The 16326-nt window shown below is 56.1% G+C and carries 11 protein-coding genes; 7 read left to right on the top strand and 4 right to left on the bottom strand.

The window, feature by feature from the left end; genetic code table 11:
• Positions 1–53: 53 nt before the first annotated feature.
• Complete coding sequence (locus tag M5J09_RS10025; protein ID WP_257157744.1) at positions 54–749, bottom strand: endonuclease/exonuclease/phosphatase family protein; 696 nt, start codon at positions 747–749, stop codon at positions 54–56.
• A 287-nt stretch (positions 750–1036) separates the two neighbouring features.
• On the opposite strand from M5J09_RS10025, the gene M5J09_RS10020 reads away from it, so the two are divergent.
• From M5J09_RS10020 to M5J09_RS10010, 3 genes are all read left to right on the top strand, one after another.
• A complete protein-coding gene (locus M5J09_RS10020) occupies positions 1037–2881 on the top strand; it encodes a DUF262 domain-containing protein (protein ID WP_257157743.1) in 1845 nt (614 codons plus the stop codon).
• 156 nt (positions 2882–3037) lie between these two features.
• Positions 3038–4126: a thermonuclease family protein gene (locus tag M5J09_RS10015; RefSeq protein WP_257157742.1), complete on the top strand. Its 1089-nt coding sequence runs from the start codon at positions 3038–3040 to the stop codon at positions 4124–4126.
• A 22-nt stretch (positions 4127–4148) separates the two neighbouring features.
• A complete protein-coding gene (locus M5J09_RS10010; protein WP_257157741.1) occupies positions 4149–4670 on the top strand; it encodes a GNAT family N-acetyltransferase in 522 nt (173 codons plus the stop codon).
• 31 nt (positions 4671–4701) lie between these two features.
• Here the strand turns inward: M5J09_RS10010 and M5J09_RS10005 are convergent, their stop codons facing one another.
• Together M5J09_RS10005 and M5J09_RS10000 are read right to left on the bottom strand one after the other, a co-directional pair.
• Positions 4702–8067: an ATP-dependent RecD-like DNA helicase gene (locus M5J09_RS10005; protein ID WP_257157740.1), complete on the bottom strand. Its 3366-nt coding sequence runs from the start codon at positions 8065–8067 to the stop codon at positions 4702–4704.
• Positions 8068–8293: 226 nt separating this feature from the next.
• The gene (locus M5J09_RS10000; RefSeq protein WP_257157739.1) at positions 8294–9955 is read right to left on the bottom strand and encodes a bifunctional UDP-sugar hydrolase/5'-nucleotidase; all 1662 of its coding nucleotides are present in this window, start codon (positions 9953–9955) and stop codon (positions 8294–8296) included.
• Positions 9956–10363: 408 nt separating this feature from the next.
• Between M5J09_RS10000 and M5J09_RS09995 the strand changes: the two genes are divergently transcribed.
• Positions 10364–11557 (top strand): ATP-binding protein, encoded by a 1194-nt coding sequence (locus tag M5J09_RS09995; RefSeq protein ID WP_257157738.1) that lies wholly within the window; start codon positions 10364–10366, stop codon positions 11555–11557.
• Positions 11558–11663: 106 nt separating this feature from the next.
• Here the strand turns inward: M5J09_RS09995 and M5J09_RS09990 are convergent, their stop codons facing one another.
• Positions 11664–11798 (bottom strand): hypothetical protein, encoded by a 135-nt coding sequence (locus M5J09_RS09990; RefSeq protein WP_257157737.1) that lies wholly within the window; start codon positions 11796–11798, stop codon positions 11664–11666.
• A 168-nt stretch (positions 11799–11966) separates the two neighbouring features.
• Between M5J09_RS09990 and M5J09_RS09985 the strand changes: the two genes are divergently transcribed.
• From M5J09_RS09985 to M5J09_RS09975, 3 genes are all read left to right on the top strand, one after another.
• Complete coding sequence (locus tag M5J09_RS09985; protein ID WP_257157736.1) at positions 11967–13214, top strand: arginine deiminase; 1248 nt, start codon at positions 11967–11969, stop codon at positions 13212–13214.
• Positions 13215–13286: 72 nt separating this feature from the next.
• Complete coding sequence (locus tag M5J09_RS09980) at positions 13287–14543, top strand: amino acid permease (protein ID WP_257157772.1); 1257 nt, start codon at positions 13287–13289, stop codon at positions 14541–14543.
• A gap of 477 nt (positions 14544–15020) precedes the next feature.
• Positions 15021–16304, top strand: a complete 1284-nt coding sequence (locus M5J09_RS09975) for a hypothetical protein (RefSeq protein ID WP_257157735.1) — start codon at positions 15021–15023, stop codon at positions 16302–16304.
• The last annotated feature ends 22 nt before the right edge of the window (positions 16305–16326 follow it).

The raw sequence follows: 16326 nt of genomic DNA, 5'->3' as shown, positions 1-16326 counted from the left end.
AAGGCGCCTTCCCCTACGCAGAGAGGAAGGCGCCTATCAGATGTGTCTAAACACTAATCCCGAAACATGAGTTGCACTTCAACAATGTTGTGATCACTCGGATACTCGTTTCCTGCTTGGTCCGGGATAAGACTTGCAGATGAGCCAATGGGAGTGAAGGCTGGCGAAGTACCGCCAAGCTCCGGTGCCGCATACCCCTTCTCTCCTACGACATGAGCGCCACGGGTCAGCGCCGTATGTACATCCAGATTTTTAATGAAGACAAAATCAATTCGGTCACGAGGCTCTTTATCCAAAGGCTCAATAGGAGACCACGTATCACCCCACACTGCGGCGGCATCGGGATAGATAGCACGGAAAGCATCGGTGAAACCAGCTTCCAACGGTGCATCCGTAGGAAGCCACTGGTAATCCGGGAGGTCGCTGCGCTGCGTCCAATCAAGGGTGGCAGGACTGTTGAAGTCACCCGCAATGATGACAGGCTCTTCGGGCTCAGTCAGCTGCGCTGTGAGTTCAAGTATCTGAGCAATCTGTTCTTGACGCTGACGCTCCTCCGGCTGGGCATTGATTACTGCTGGGTCTTCGCCGTTCAACGCAGCGTAGGGGCCATAGTCCCACGGCACCAAGTGCACGGACCACACCAGCACGCGCCGAGTCTTTTGATGTTCCGTAGGTACGTGGACCCACGCCGCGGTGGCAAATGGTGCTGTGAGCGTATCAATGAGTTCTACGTCAAAGCGTGTAGACACCGAGCGCAATGCAGCAGATGTAGGAAATACCGATACGCAGATTCCCGTTAACCCATCCCAAAACCGGGCCCCGACCGAAAACACGATTGGAGGCCAAGCCCAGCTCTCTTTATTACTAGGCTTGCTACAAGCAGCCAATATGGAAGCTTCCACTAGTGCGGGAACGCTTAAATGGAAGCTAGTTTCGCAAGATTTGCTCCTATTTCTCCTCCTCCTTTGAGCTTTTCCGGCATGCTGGAAACGAACTATTCGCCACAAAGGAGACACCGGTGGGTTTCAACACCAACATGCACCAACTTTCAGCGCTGATGCGCAATACCGAAAACGGGGAGATTCAGCTCCCCGATTTCCAGCGGAAATATAAGTGGGAAGACGAGCGCGTTCGCCAACTCCTCATCACCATTTTCCGTGGACATCCGCTGGGCATCATCATGCTGCTGGAGACAGGGAACTCCTCCGTCAGGTTCAAACCACGCCCCATCGAAAGCACGGAAGCCACGGCTCGTTCCGAGGCCAAGTTCTTGCTTCTCGATGGCCAGCAGAGACTGACGTCGCTCACCCAAGCCCTCAAAGGTGACGGTGTTGTTCACACCAAAGACTCACGCGGCAAGCGCCTCGATCGCAGGTACTTTATCAATATCCAGAGGTCTATTGAGGATCCCTTCGAACTAGACGAAGCTGTGATTTCCGTGCCTGCCGATGGTGTTATTCGAACCAACTTCAATCGTGACATCGTTCTCGACCTCAGCAGCATGGAGAAACAACACGAAGCTGGCTACATCCCTGTTTCGCTGTTGCTCGATCAGATGGGGCTCTTCGAATGGTTCGGCAAGCTAGGCGACACCGAACTCATGACCGCGTTCAGCGATGGAATTATCCGCCAAGTAAACGAATACAAGATTCCCGCAATTGAGCTAGACAAGCAGACCGACAAAGCAGCAGTGGCTACCGTCTTCGAAAAAGTAAATGTTGGCGGACTCCCACTCAACGTGTTTGAGCTCCTCACAGCAGTGTTTGCGGGCGATGCGGAATACTACGAAAAGTACCAACATGACTTCCGTCTTAACGACGACTGGACTGAAACTCAGGAGCTGTGGAAAGAACATGATGTCCTCCGCAAGGTGGAGAACACTGACTTTCTCCAAGCAATCACTATGCTAACCACGCTTCAACGCAGCAAGGATTCCTCGGGAAGCCGTAAAGTCGGTTTGTCTGCCAAGAGAGAAGACGTTCTCAAACTTGAGCTAAATGACTACCTCACATGGCGGGATGCCCTGCGGGAAGGTTTCATCTGGGTGGCCGGCTTCCTTGCGGATCTGCACATTTACCGATTCAGGGATGTCCCCTACCCAAAGCAATTGGTTCCACTGGCTGCCATCGCCGTTGTACTTGGCAAAGAAGCAGACAAACACCACGTCAAAGAAAAGATCACACAGTGGTTCTGGAGCGGAGTCTTTGGCGAGCTCTACGGCGCTGCCATCGAAACGCGCTTCGTACGTGACCTTGAAGGGGTGCCCGCTTGGGCGATAGATGAAGAACCTACCGCCCCACGCACCGTGCAAGATGCTATCTTTGCTGAATCGCGCCTTCACTCGTTGCGCACCCGCAACGCTGCTGCGTACAAGGGCATTGCTGCACTCATTATGGCGCAAGGCTCCACGGATTGGGTAGAAGGCAAACAATTCGGCGCATTCCAGTACCGAGACATGGCCGTGGATATTCACCACATTTTCCCCAAGGACTGGTGCAAGAAGAACGGAATTGATGACGAGCGTCGCGAATCCATCGTCAACAAAACGACACTAAGCGCACGTACCAACCGTGTTATCGGTGGCGTTGCCCCATCGGCTTACTTGACCAAGGTTGAGAGCGAATCGGGCTTCGATGCCGACGGCGTGGACCGTGTCCTCCGAGGCCACCTCATTTCGCCCGAAGCACTGCGACAGGACAACTTTGATGCGTTCTTCGAACTCCGAAGGGAATCACTCTGCACGCTTATTGAGGGTGCTCTGAAGAAGACGGTTCAACGCGACGTCAGCGAAGGAAACGCAGTGGAAGACTCGTCATTCTTCGAGGAAGAAGCCCTTGAGGAACCAGGCCAAGAGGTCACCGACCCGGTACCGGAGGTCTAAGAAATCACGGATCCCTCAACGGTTTACACAGGGCAACGGCCAAGGACTGCTTAGTCTGGTGAATTCCCTCTGTTTGGTTCCCGTACCCTATTTTCATACGCGCCGTATATACTCCTGTTGTTCTTGTTACTCTCTTTCTCTCGTGGGGTTGCTGATATGGGATTCTTCAAGGTTGTTGCTGGGCTGTTAGCCGCCGGTGGAGTGGGCTACGGCGCTTATACCGTACTGGGGCCAGACTCTTCCGAAGACACCATTACGGTCCAAAGCATCATCGATGGCGACACCATCGATGTAGTGCAGGACGGTGAGACCACACGCATTCGCCTGCTCAATATCGATACCCCGGAGATGGGCAAAGAGTGCTTGGCCGAGGAAGCCAAGCAGTACTTGGAAGGTCTACTGCCGGTGGGCACGATAGTGACACTGGAGTATGACGCCGAACGCGAGGACAACTATGGCCGCACGTTGGCCGGTGTATTCAAGGAAGGCTCGCTGGTCAACGCCTCGGTTGCTGAGGAAGGTTTCGCTGTTCCAATCAAGGTAGGTGGCAACACTCGTTTCTTCTCGGAGGTCTCAGCCGCTGCCGACCGAGCCCGTGCTGCAGGCAAGGGAATCAACTCGGCCGGCCTGGAATGCGCCTTCGGCGATGGCAGCGCCTACCAGGCCTACCAGGACGCACGCTCCGCTGTGGATGAGGCGCAGCAGTTCCGCTTCGATGACATGTGGAATGACGAACAGCTCGACAAAGCTCGTAGCCATGCCTCCCGCCTAGCCATCGCCAAGTTGGCCGTAACCAAGTTGGAGAAGGCCATGGCGGAGCAGTCTGAATTCCAGAAAGAAGCGTTTGGCAAGGAACAAGCAAAGCTTCTCGACGAGCTGAAGAAGGACGCCACTGAGCGACAAGAATCTTTGGATGACGAGATTTCCTCTGCCGATGAGGAACGCGAGAAGAAGCATGCCGAGGAAGAAGCTGCGCGCGAGGCTGCGGAGGCCGCGCAACGTGAAGCAGAAGAAGCAGCTCGCCGTGCGGAGCAAGAGGCCGCGGAGGCTGCCCGTCGCGCGGAGCAGGAAGCCGAGCAGGCTGTACCCGGCTACCAAGCGCCAGCTGCACCGGCACCCAGCAATCCGGTGGACAACTACACCGGTTGCCGCGCCTACGGTGGCAACTACGCAATGACCAGCGTAGACAATAAGGGACGCCCCTACGCCAAGATTGATTGCACCACACGCGTGCAAATTGGATAGCCTGGGAGCACTGTAGATATCAATGGCAGGACTCCCTATGAATCACGATTACGCCCTCCATACCCAGCGGCTTTCATTGTCGGTGCCTACGGATACCGACATTGATGCCATCTTTGCCATTCACTCGGATGCCCGTACGTACGAGCACCGCCCTGAACTTGCCATGAAGACTAGAGAAGAAGCTGTGGAGTTAGCTCGCGCGTGGCAAGCCAATTGGCGTGAGAACCAGCTGGGCTACTACGTGGTATCCACGCTTGATGGCACCACTATTGGGTTCACTGGTGTGCGCCATAGCGAAGAGGCCGGTAAAGAAGTACTCAACCTCTACTACCGCTTCGCACCAGAATCGCAAGGGCAAGGCTATGCGAAGGAGGCCGCAGCCGCTGCGATTGCCAGTGCACGCGAGCGTTTCCCGCAGCTTCCCGTCGTCGCCATCATCGATCCCACCAATGAAGCGTCGATTGCCCTAGCCTTGAAACTCGGTCTGCAGCGCGTCCCCGGCGCAGGTGAGCCGAATGACTACGAGGTGTACCGCCTCGACTGATAAAGAACCGTCTCATCGAAACGGTTCTTACCTATCGCTTCCACGTAACAAGGGCAACTGCGCCAAAGAGGACGGTGCCGAAGGCCGCAACCATCCATGCGAGCATCATGAGCCCAAGAACCACATCTGAGGCACCAGCAGCTGCTCCCACGATTATTGCGATAGTCAATGCGAGTAGTCCCAGAGCCGAGCGTTTGAACCAGCGTGGGGACTTTCTCTCCTTGTGAGGCTGAGAGGCTTCTGGGACTGGCTTTGCAGCAGGTTCAGGCACCGGAAACGCTGCGGCAGGGGTCGGCTGAGCTGGCCCTACTGATGGTGCCGGCGAAAAAGGAGATTCTTGCTTCGGGGTCGGTTCCGCAAACCAAGAAAAGGATTCATCCTGTTTGTTCTTCTCGGACTGCTGTGGCGTGTCTGTCCACGGTGATGGTTGCTGCTCAGGCGACGGTTCTTGCTGAGCCTGCTGTGTTGGCTCCCCTGGTGCATGAGACGGGCTCCAGCTTTGGATCGGAGAAAGGGAGTCGGCGGCATCCTCAAGCTCAGGATCCGTGTTAGTGCCCGGACGTGCTGCGTCCGTAGTGGTTGTCGGCTCATCGTCCACGATGAATGGATTCTTTGCCTGCAGGTCTGAGGCTGTCACGGCTGCGATAATGTCCGCTTCTTCCTCTTCCTGGCGCAGCTTCTCCTGCGCCCACGCGGCGAAGTCTTCCCGCTTCACCTGTGGTTTGTTATAACGCACCGCAAGACTTGCTTTGCCGTCCTGGGCTGTGAGGTCATCCGTTACGAGGACATCACACCGCGTCTTCGTTACGGACTGCTTGTACACCAAGCCTAACCCCGCACAGAATTCTTGAAGCACCGGCCCTTGTGGATACAGCTGATTGTCAATGATGGTGGAACCACGGAATGCTACGCGGGTACCTGGGGTCAGGATGTCTGCGGCCCGCGCGACATTCTGCGCTGCCTGTACAACGTTTGAGCCGGCAGCCGCGACTCCCAGAGCAGCCTCAGTTTCCTTGACTGGAACAGTAGCTGGTTCCTCCGCGACTGCGCCGGCATCCGCTGTGCCTGCGTCCGCTTCGGGGGCGGGCGCTTCGAGGAACGGACCGTGTTCGTACCAGTATTCAAAGTCAGCCTGAGAAATGATCGGTTTTCCGTAGTCACGAGCTGCTTGAGCTTTGCGGGACATCGACGACACATCGCGAGCGACGAGGACATCGCACCGTGTCTTCGACATTCCCTTCTTGTACTCAAGGCGGCGGATACGGCAGATGCGGTCGAGACGCTCGTCGTCGGCGGGACCGCCGAGGAGCTCGTTACGCCCGGTAAAAGCGACACGCGTCCCCGGAACAAGGAGACTGGGGACATCCACACTGGCATTTTCGACTGCTGGCAGCTCCACGGTGCGGGTATCGATGCGTGCAACACGGGACAGGATGTCGTCGTAAAGCTCCTGCGTCCACAAGCCCCGCGATACCGCCCATGCAGAGAGAAGCTCGGCACACTCTTCTACTTCAGCGAATGAGCGCGGCATCACGGTCCCACCAGACATCGCTGCCCACGCATTATCTGAATCCGTTGCCTGTGACTGGTCTAGGATCATCGATGTTTCCGGTGCCCAGGATGGAATAAGTACTGCGCCTTCGGTCTCCCGTTCCGCGGGAGGAACTAGTTGCCCACGTGACGGGGCAATCGTGCCATTTTCATAGGCAACCGCCATCGACTCACACCGGCTGACTACATCATCGCCCTCTGGCTCAAAGCTAAAGTCCCCCACCTCGTACCCAATGCCGAGGGCGATATCCATGCCTTTTTCTTGATGGCGTACGGCACGCTCGAGCATGGCTAGGCGGTCACCAACGACGATGCCTCCTTGTGCCTGACGGAGGAAAAGTGGCCAGAAATCTCCTAACGTCGGCGCCATAGCGAGCCCACCGACCGGAATTTTATACCGTTGTCCAAATTCCCCAAGGTCAGCCATCGGATTAATCCACGATCCAAAGCTCGCTACCCGAGCACCGTTGTGATACACAATCGCATGAATTCGTGCGATGTGTTCACTCATGCCAAAGTTCACGCCGTTGAATGCCACGAGCACCACACGGTCGGTATTGACGCCGCTACTTACTTCTCGTCTGACACGACGGACAAGGGCGTTGTTGGCACGTATATGACGAGGCTCCACCGGAGTAGAAAAGCGCAGGTGTTCCACATCAACTGCACGTGATAGTGCAACATAGAACTGCCCATCGGTGGCAGTACCGCCGGCAAGGTCAATATAGAGCTTTGGGATTGTCTTGCCTTGGCTCTTATGGATGGTAATGGCCCAAGCCAAGATGACTGGGAACTGCTTAATCGTTCCAATTGTCTGGCTAACCAAGCGCGATCCGTCAACGCCCGGCCGGTTAATTTCCCACGTGTGCGGAGTCAGGGTGACTACTTCACCCGTTGCATCAATCCGCACATCGATCTCGCGTTCAGTTGCCCGCACGATCTGGCCAAAACTACCGTTGACGAATCGGCCCTGTGGATCATTAATCACAGTCATCACGCGTGCGCCCTCGGCATAGTGAAGTTCATCCTCACCGCTGAAGGAATTGGCTGGAAGTTCTCCGGTTCCTTCCGCAACCGATACGAATTTTTCTGTAGGAAGGTTAGCTAGCTTTTGCCGGTTAATCCTTGCCACCGTCGACTTTCGCGACGTCAACGTCACCCAGTCATCGGGCGCATCGAAGTCAGGAACTACCAGTTGGTTCAGAATTTCCAGTGATTCTTCACCGACACTTCCCTCACGCACCTCGTTGAGAAGATCAATAAACGTTGGGTCAGCCTGACGCCAGACCTGCGTTAGGTTCACTTCTTCTAGGTCCAGCTGCGTGTACACCTGGGCGGAGAAGAAATAGGGACTCTCCCACACTGAGTTGAAAAGCTCGGCCTCATTCGGAGTAACGACAGGCGGCAACTGCAGCAGGTCACCGACGAGAACAAGCTGCACACCACCAAAGGGCTTCCCATTCCCGCGGATGCGGCGAAGAGCATGGTCCATCATGTCGAATAGATCGGAACGAACCATCGAGATCTCGTCCACGACGAGAATGTCGGTCTTCTTAAGCACATTCCATGTCAGGGTGGATGGATGCCACGAGCCGCCCTTTTCTAGATCACTAAGGACCATCGATGGCCGAAAACCAAAAGCTCGGTGGATGGTGAAGCCCTCGATGTTCAACGCAGCAACACCGGTGGGTGCGGTAACGAGCACTTCCTTGTGACCCGTGTTTTCAAGGAATTCCCGCAACAGCGTGGACTTACCGGTTCCGGCTTTACCTGAGATGAGAACGTTTCGTCCTGCGCCGATTAAACCAAGAGCATAACGAAACTCTTCAGTTAGCGTGATTGCCACGATTCCTCCGAGAGAGTGAGAGAGTCTAAGAGAGATTCAACAGAAGCTAACTTATCGGAGTCTTCGGACAAGAGAAAAGTTGCGCCAAACAGCTGTTCGTTAGTCGCACGGAACTCACAACAATCCACAACACTGAGCCGGTGGGCTTCGTCGGCAGCAACGGGACAGAACGCATTGCGTGCAAAAGGAATCAGCCCCACCGGGAATCTCGTTGCTAGGTGTTGCGCTAGGAGCCCGGCACGAAGGTCCTCAGGTAGCGAACCATCCCATCGAGTACAGACTTAGGGGTCAACGCGATGAAGGCTCCCGCCAATGCAGCAATCACCCCAAAGGCAATGGCTGCCCCATGCGAAGAACCAACCGACGATTCTCCTGCCTTTCCACCATGTGCTGGGCTGTTTGACTTTTCAGGAATCTTCAAAGGTGAAAGCTCACGATGCCGTTTGATGTATTCGGCAAAGACATCGACGTCAATTGCCGTGCCGGTAGATATGACAGGTGCATCGGTGAATGAATCAACCTTGTCGCCACCATTCACAACATAATTGCTAATAGCGAGCGAGTAGGTGGACTCCATGTCCATAGAAGTACCGTCATCCAGTCTTATATCCGTGACACGTTCACCAGAGGGTGCAGAAATGTCGTACTCAAAGGTGAATCCAGCAGTCCGTGGAAAGCCGTTTCCGCCGTCTGGGTTCGATTCAATCCCTTTTTCCAGCGCGTCCTTGATCTGCGCGCCGGTCGCTTGAATTGAGATTGGTGAGTTACCAAAAGGAAGTACCGACTGCGCATCACGACGGGTCAGGGTTCCTTCTTTAATGTCAGCTCGCTGACCACCACCGTTCTGCCATCCGAGCTGAGTATCAAAGTGTTCGCGATAGGAATCCGCTACTAAGGGTCCCAGCTCAGCCTTTGATAAAGGCTGCGTCGCAGTACCAAGTTCCTCAGCGAGCTGGCGGTCTAATTCACCGTAGAGTTGTTCTGAGCGCTTCTTCCACTCGTCACTAGCGGTGAGCGATGGGTTGACCGGATGATTCACCACCTTCACTGTCTGCTTTTGTGTGGAACGGTCAACTGTAATGTCGAGGTGGACCAACGTTCCGTAATCAGCGCGCGGTGCGACAATAGGTCGATCATCGACGGTGTAGGTAATTTCTTCCGGTGACTGCGCCTCGTTTTCTTCACGCAACGCCACTGCGAGCTCAGGAACCTCTTCCATCACCCGCGTAGTGTCTTCCTTTGAAATCTGGCTCAGCAGCACAATTGCATCCACGTCTTCTTCTTGCAGCTTTTTGACCCCGGCGCGTGCGGAATCGACGAAATCCCCCATCACAACATCCTTAGCAGCTACAGTGCGATCAAGATCCGCCGTGAGGGACACAAAACCGACGGTGAGTTCACCGGATTTCGCAGTGAACGTAGTCCCATCCTCACTGATCGGCTCACCATTCTCAGTAGTCAGATTGCTGGAAATCCACGGAAACTCAGCCTTCTCAATAAGGCTGCGGGTGTGGTCCAAGCCGTAATCAAAGTCGTGGTTGCCAAAGTTACCAACATCCACACCAAGTTCATTAAAGGCCTCTACAAATGGCTCACCACGGAAGACGGACCCGAACAAGCTGCCGGCTGCAAGTTCGCCACCAAATGCGACGATGGGGTCGCCTTCTTCCTCACGGAGCGTTTTGATAGCGGTTGCCAAGTAGGCGATACCACCCTGCTGGCTGCCATCATCCCACGTACGAGGCTCAAACTCCTTCATGTCTTGGAAGTAGACAACGTCTCCAGAAGCCACAGCCGGTTCAGTGGGAACAGATTCAGCTGCGACGGCGCTTGCTGCGTTAAGTGAGAAGAGGCAGGTCAAAGCAAGAATGGTGTGACGATTTCGCATAGAGAAATTGTGCCTTGTCTGGTTGGAGGATTGTAGACATAGAAGGGAAATCGAGATGAACTTTCGAGGTCCACATGTTTACTAGCACCTCCTCTTCCTAACCAGCCGAGTAGCGCTGACCTAATCCTCAACAACCGTTCACTCTTTATCCCGAGCGGGCTGTTCGAGCCCCGTGTTCGAATCAATCGCAGCGATGTCCATCACCATCCCTAATGTCAAAGATGCCCCTACACAGAAGGCTGGGAATCCGCCCTTCTTCCCTATCACTCTGGGGTCGCGCCGCCACTTCCCATTGCTTAGCGGCGCGGCCCCTCTTTCAAATTTCAAAGCTCTTCATAAACTTCAAAGAATTCAAAAACTTCATAAACTTCACAAGACTTCAAAAGCCTTGTGGATTATAGTGAGAGCATGAAACCGAAGCACACCAATCCCTTTACGGCTACCCTTGGCGCCACTCCCCCGTTGCTGGTTGGCCGCAGTGATGCCATTCGTGATTTTGGTTTTGCACTCGATGAGGGCCCCGGCGCCCATGAGAGAATCTCTCTCATCATTGGCCCCCGCGGCATCGGGAAAACGGTCCTACTCAACGCTTTCGAAGACGAGGCGCTCGCGCGCGGTTGGCTCACGCTCAGCGATACCGCAACAACCGGTTTTGTTGAGCGCTTGCGCAGCAGCATTATCCAACGTCTATCCCAGGACAGGAAGCAGCTCAAGGGGCTCAACGTCTCCATCCTTAGCATTGGCGGCGGACTGAATTGGGATACCCGCGCTATCGCGGAATCAACATACTCGCTGCGCAATGCGCTTAAGGATCTGCTGGCTTACAAACGCGAACTGGACCGGAAGGCCCACCAGGAGCCTGGCGGAGTGCTCGTCACGCTGGATGAGATGCACCACCAACGCAGCCAGGAGCTCATAGAGTTCGGCGCTACAATCCAACACCTGGTCCGTGAGGGGGAAGACATTTCCGTAGTCATGGCGGGAATCCCAACCTCAATCAGGCCACTGCTTTCCGGGAAGCTAAACAGCCACGGCGATGCCAATCCAGTCACTTTCCTTCGCCGCGCAAACCGCATTGAGCTGGGTAGAGTCTCTGATTCGGATGTTCGCAAAGCATTGGAAGAGCCCCTCCACACCGCTGCAACCGCGTGGTCGAAAGACGCTTTGGACACTGCAGTGGAGGCATGTCATGGTTACCCATTCATGATTCAACTCGTAGGTCAATGCTCATTTAGGGAAAGGGAACGTGCTTCGGATGGAGGCGCCGAAATCTCCGTCGACGCTGCACAGCGAGGAGTCACAACTGCGCAGCGCAAGCTCGGCCAACTTGTCCACGAGCCGGCACTGTCGGACCTCTCGACCATTGACCGAAGCTTCTTAGTTTACATGGCCCAGAATGATGGCCCTACCAAAATGTCGGACATCAAAGCCCGTTTTAAACAGACTGATTCCTACGTGGGCAACTATCGCCGCCGACTTCTCGACGCCGAAATGATCACCACCACCGGCCACGGCGAAGTCGACTTCGCTTTGCCATACATGCGCGACTACCTCCGCGAACATGCAGCAAGCCTCATCGTTGAGGACTTCGATTCTCAGTAGCGGGAACGCCCTACTCTCCCGTACGCTGCACTCCACACCTACCCCCGCACCCTGATCCCTAATATTCGCGCAGAGTTTCCACCCCACCCAAAGTTATGCACCCGGTTCACCGTCGGGCTGCGGTGTCCACCACCGTGGGGTCCTCGCAGTGGTGGAGGGATGGGGCGTCGGCAAGCACGGCAGCAGAGTGCCCACTTCCCTCATCGTAGATACATGAATAAAAGTGAATGATATTATGCATGATGTCGCAAAACCTGCACCTACATGGGCTTTCTGCCACCCACGGAGACTTGAAAAAATGCTCGCCTTCCATAAACTTGTCACGTAGTTCACAATCCAGTAATTCTGGTGGTTCAATTCACCACGGTGCACGATGGCGCCGTACCAGCGCCAAGAAAGGCTCACGCACATGACTACTCCCCCGCTGGGCGTTTGGTCCGAGGTAGGCAAGCTTCACCAGGTCATGGTGTGTGCGCCCGGACTCGCGCACGAGCGGCTCACTCCCAGCAACTGTGCGGAGCTGCTTTTCGACGACGTCCTGTGGGTCGATGAAGCCAAGAAGCACCATGCGGAGTTCGTAGCCCAGCTGCGTGGCTACGGCGTTGACGTACTGGAGATGCACACACTGCTAGAGGAGACCCTGGATACCCCGGACGGGCGGGATTTCATCCTCGATTTCAAGCTTTTGGATAAGAACGTCGGCGTCGGCATCGGCGGCGAGCTGCGCCACTTGTTCAACGAGATGCCCGCCGCACGGCTTGCGGAAGTGCTCATTGGCGGACTGCCCTTCGCCGAAGTTCCCCAAGGCCTGGGCCACGGCACCATCGATGCCATGCGTGAGGTCTACGGCCCGTCCGCGTTTGCGCTGCGCCCGCTGCCCAATACCCAGTACGCGCGGGATAATTCCGCATGGATTTATGGCGGAGTATCACTTAACCCCATGCGGATGCCGGCGCGCCACCAGGAAACGCTGCTGACCCGCGCGATCTACAACTACCACCCACGGTTTGCGCAGGCAGACTTCACATTCTGGTACGGCAACACTGACGAGGATCCGGGGCTTGCGGCACTCGAAGGCGGTGACATCATGCCGATTGGCAAGGGCATCGTGCTGGTAGGCATGGGTGAGCGCACCACCTGGCAAGGAGTAAGCCAACTAGCCATGCGGCTGTTTGAGGAAGGCGCAGCCACTAAGGTCATCATTGCGGCCATGGCTAAGGACCGTGCCTCCATGCACCTCGACACGGTCTTTACTTTCCTTGACGCCGACAAGGTCACCGCCTACCCCAAGGTGATAGACACTATCCGGCCGATAGTTCTGCATCCTTCAACAAGCACGGCGCCGTTCGACGTCGAACTGCCCACCGCACCCTTCCTTGAGGTCGTCGCCAAGGCACTGGGCATTGGCGCCTTCGACGTCATCGAAACCGGCGGCGATTCTTACACTGCCGCCCGCGAGCAGTGGGACGATGCCAACAATGTCGTGGCCATCGAACCCGGCGTGGTGGTGGCTTATGACCGCAACAAGCACACCAATAAGAAATTGAGAGCCGCGGGCATAGAAGTAGTAGAGATTGGCTCGGCTGAACTTGGCCGCGGCCGCGGCGGCGGCCACTGCATGACCTGCCCGATTATCCGCGAGGCCATCGAATATTAGAAAGTAGAGGTGATGACTAATTCCAAGCCTCTCGTGACGGGCAGCTGCAACGCTGTACCCTACTCCTCTCTGATGAACGGTGACGCACGCAAATCCGAAGGCACCGCCTTGAGCTGGGTGCTGGCGCTGTTTGGGACGGCAATGGGTGCCGGCATCCTGTTCCTGCCTCTACAGGCGGGCTCCTTCGGATTCTGGCCACTGGCCTTTGCCACGGTGATCATCTTTCCTCTGGTGTATTTCTCCCACCGCACCTACGCCCGCATTGTTGCTGGCGCACCCTCCCAGGATTATGGCTTGGATATTTTGGAGCTGGTGCGCAAATACCTGGGGCGCAACACTGGCCTCTTTGTGGCGTTGATGTATTCCCTGGCCAACGTGCCCACGGTGTTCATCTACGCCATCTCGTTGACCAACGCCATCGATAGTTTCATTGTTAATCAGCTCCACGGCCCGTCCATTAACCGCTGGGTGCTCTCCGTGGTGTGCGTGGGTACTCTGACCGGCGTGTTCGCCTTTGGGCGCAAACCCATGCTGTGGCTGGCGCAGGCATTGGTCTATCCCCTGATCTTCTCCCTTGCGGCGACGTCGATTTATCTCATTCCACAATGGGACTTCCAGTCCTTCGTGGAGGTGAAATACCAGGGCGGCAGCTGGCCCCATATTTTGCTTGGTGCAGTACTCATCCTGCCCGTGCTTGCGTTTTCCTTTTCCCACATGGCTGCGCTGTCACAGATGTCGGTGGACATGCAGCCAACCTACGGAGAGAACACCGAAAAGCGCGTCTCCCGCATTGAGCTCTACACCGCCGCGTTGCTGGTTGTTTTCACCATGTTCTTCGTCTGGTCATGCGTGCTCGCACTGGGCGCTGAGGGTATGCGCGAAGCCTCTGAGCAGAACCTTCCGGTTCTGTCCTATTTCGCCAACGTCACCGGCATGCAGGTTCTTGCCCTGCTGGCACCGTTGATCGTTATCTTCGCTGTCATCACGTCCTACTTCGGCACCATGCTCGGCGCTGAAGAAGGAACCGCCTACATGGTTCGCCTCCTAGCACCGCGTACGGCGAACCGGCTGAACCGCCGCAGCCTGCTGACCATCGTCTACATCGTCATCTTCATGTCCGGCACGTTGGTCTCCGTGTTCAATCCCCCGATCCTTGACCTCATTTACCTGGTGGGCGGCGTCTTCGATGCCATCCTCATTTTCCTTTTGCCGGTCTATATGTTCTACAAGGTCAAGGAATACAAGAAGTTCCGTGGTGATCCGTGGAATTACTTCGTCTTCACCCTCGGCTCCATCATCCTCGGAATCACCATCTGGGATCTCTTCTAGGCCATCAGCATCACGCCCTTTCACCTGCGCCCCAGACCGAGGCCTCCCGTGATGACGCACGCATGTTCGTGACTTTCTCGCTCGGGATTGGGAGGGGGGAGACGTCGCCAAGCATTGCCCCCACACGCCCACATTGCTACTCGACGCCCCCACCACAGGGCCTAAGGGCTAGATTTTGCAGACAGGAAACGCTGAGGGCGAACCAAAGTCTGGGAGCGACATACATGCGCCTTTAAGCTTTCTGCCAGCGTCGTTAACTTTGACACAGAACCAAAACAGCCCCAGATGGGGGTAAATTGTTCCAACAGGTGAGAACGCATCATCGCTGGTAAACGGAAGCTTAACAACCCTAACTTTCTTGCAAAGTTGGAAAATATTTTTTACGCCGTTGAGAGTGCGCTGTGCAGAACCTAGGATTGTGCGGGACTTCAAGAAGCTTGCTTTTATTCTTTAACTTTCTTTAAGGACGGTATCCAGGTGCACATCAAGGGACTGCGCGCGCTCGCGCCGCTAGCGGCCACGGCGGCTGCGGCGGCCGCATTTATCGCGCCCGTGGCACAGGCGGCTGACATTCCGCCCATGCCGCAGGCCTACCCAATCACGAACCTCTACAAGAGCTGTAACGCGGCCGGTGACAACGCCGAGCGCGAATGGCGCTTTGCAGAGACGGGCCGTCGCTACTTGAGCGATGGCACGCTGCAGTTTAAGAACACCACTGATCAGGAGGTGCCCTACACCGCTGAGGTGGAGACTGGCACCAATCACAAGATTGAGGCCAACTCCAAGGCAGCCATGCCTTCCGGATGGGACACGACTGCTAAGTCCGATATCGGCCTCAAGATGACCAACGGTTGGCAGGAGAAGGAAACCTTCGGCCCTATTAAGCTCAAGCCGGGCGAGTCTTTCCGCGTGGAGTACGGCGTGGTAGAGAAGGACTTCATCTCCATGTTCGTCGGCTGCAACGATGACCGCTTGGAGAACATCCCAGGCGCCAACGTCATTCGCGGCAAGGGCCCGGCCGAGCGCTATGCCTTTGCCTACATCATCAAGGCCGATGGGTCGATTTCGGACCTCGCCATGGAGATTCCCACCCGCTCCCCGGGCGCCAACTCCAAGCCGATCGAGGGCAACTACACCTCCGTTTCCGGCCCGAGCCTGGAAAAGATTGCGGACCCGAAGAAGGATGAAATCATGCAGCCTTCCGAGGAGCTTCAGCGCGATCCCTCCTGGCCTAAGGAAGGCGAGACCTGTGAGGGCGGCGACAGCTCCTGGTACCCGCTGGACATCACTGCCGTCACACCGACCTACCGCAAGCCGGGTTACTCCACGGACTTCCTCAACTGGTCCAAGGGTGACTACGAGTATGCGCCGGTCACGGACTTCGTCGTGGGCGCTGAGCACTCGCCGTACACCAACTGGCAGGGCAACCGCGGCGACATTCCGAAGGGCTGGCTGGAGTCCGTTGGTGCGGTCAAGCGCGCCTACATGCCAGTCGGTACGGAGCTCAAGCACATCGACCTTGCCCCGGGTGAGCGCGTCCGCGTGGAGTACGGCACCACCATGACCCGCATCAACTACCGCGAGATTCACTGCGGCAAGGACGGAAAGTACAGCCTGACCTCCAACTACAAGCAGACCTCCGCTCCTAGCGGTTTCTGGGCTGAGGCCACCATCACGGGTAAGGACGGCTCCACTCGCACCGAGGACATCACCCCGGACGAGTACCGCGACCTGCCCGTGGTGACCCAGACTGTCTACTAATCCCCCGCTCACATTCACCCCT

Origin of the sequence: Corynebacterium sp. BF-R-2 (genome assembly GCF_024586525.1) — a bacterium.
GTDB lineage: Bacteria > Actinomycetota > Actinomycetes > Mycobacteriales > Mycobacteriaceae > Corynebacterium > Corynebacterium singulare.
Note: the sequence above shows the minus strand (reverse complement) of the source record. Positions and strands in the feature narration are given on the sequence as shown.

Coding starts and splice junctions, on each gene's coding strand:
- M5J09_RS10000 (WP_257157739.1), bottom strand. CDS start 9,955: ATGCGAAATCGTCACACCATTCTTGCTTTGACCTGCCTCTTCTCACTT.
- M5J09_RS09980 (WP_257157772.1), top strand. CDS start 13,287: ATGAACGGTGACGCACGCAAATCCGAAGGCACCGCCTTGAGCTGGGTG.
- M5J09_RS10020 (WP_257157743.1), top strand. CDS start 1,037: ATGCACCAACTTTCAGCGCTGATGCGCAATACCGAAAACGGGGAGATT.
- M5J09_RS09995 (WP_257157738.1), top strand. CDS start 10,364: ATGAAACCGAAGCACACCAATCCCTTTACGGCTACCCTTGGCGCCACT.
- M5J09_RS09990 (WP_257157737.1), bottom strand. CDS start 11,798: ATGCATAATATCATTCACTTTTATTCATGTATCTACGATGAGGGAAGT.
- M5J09_RS09985 (WP_257157736.1), top strand. CDS start 11,967: ATGACTACTCCCCCGCTGGGCGTTTGGTCCGAGGTAGGCAAGCTTCAC.
- M5J09_RS10015 (WP_257157742.1), top strand. CDS start 3,038: ATGGGATTCTTCAAGGTTGTTGCTGGGCTGTTAGCCGCCGGTGGAGTG.
- M5J09_RS10010 (WP_257157741.1), top strand. CDS start 4,149: ATGGCAGGACTCCCTATGAATCACGATTACGCCCTCCATACCCAGCGG.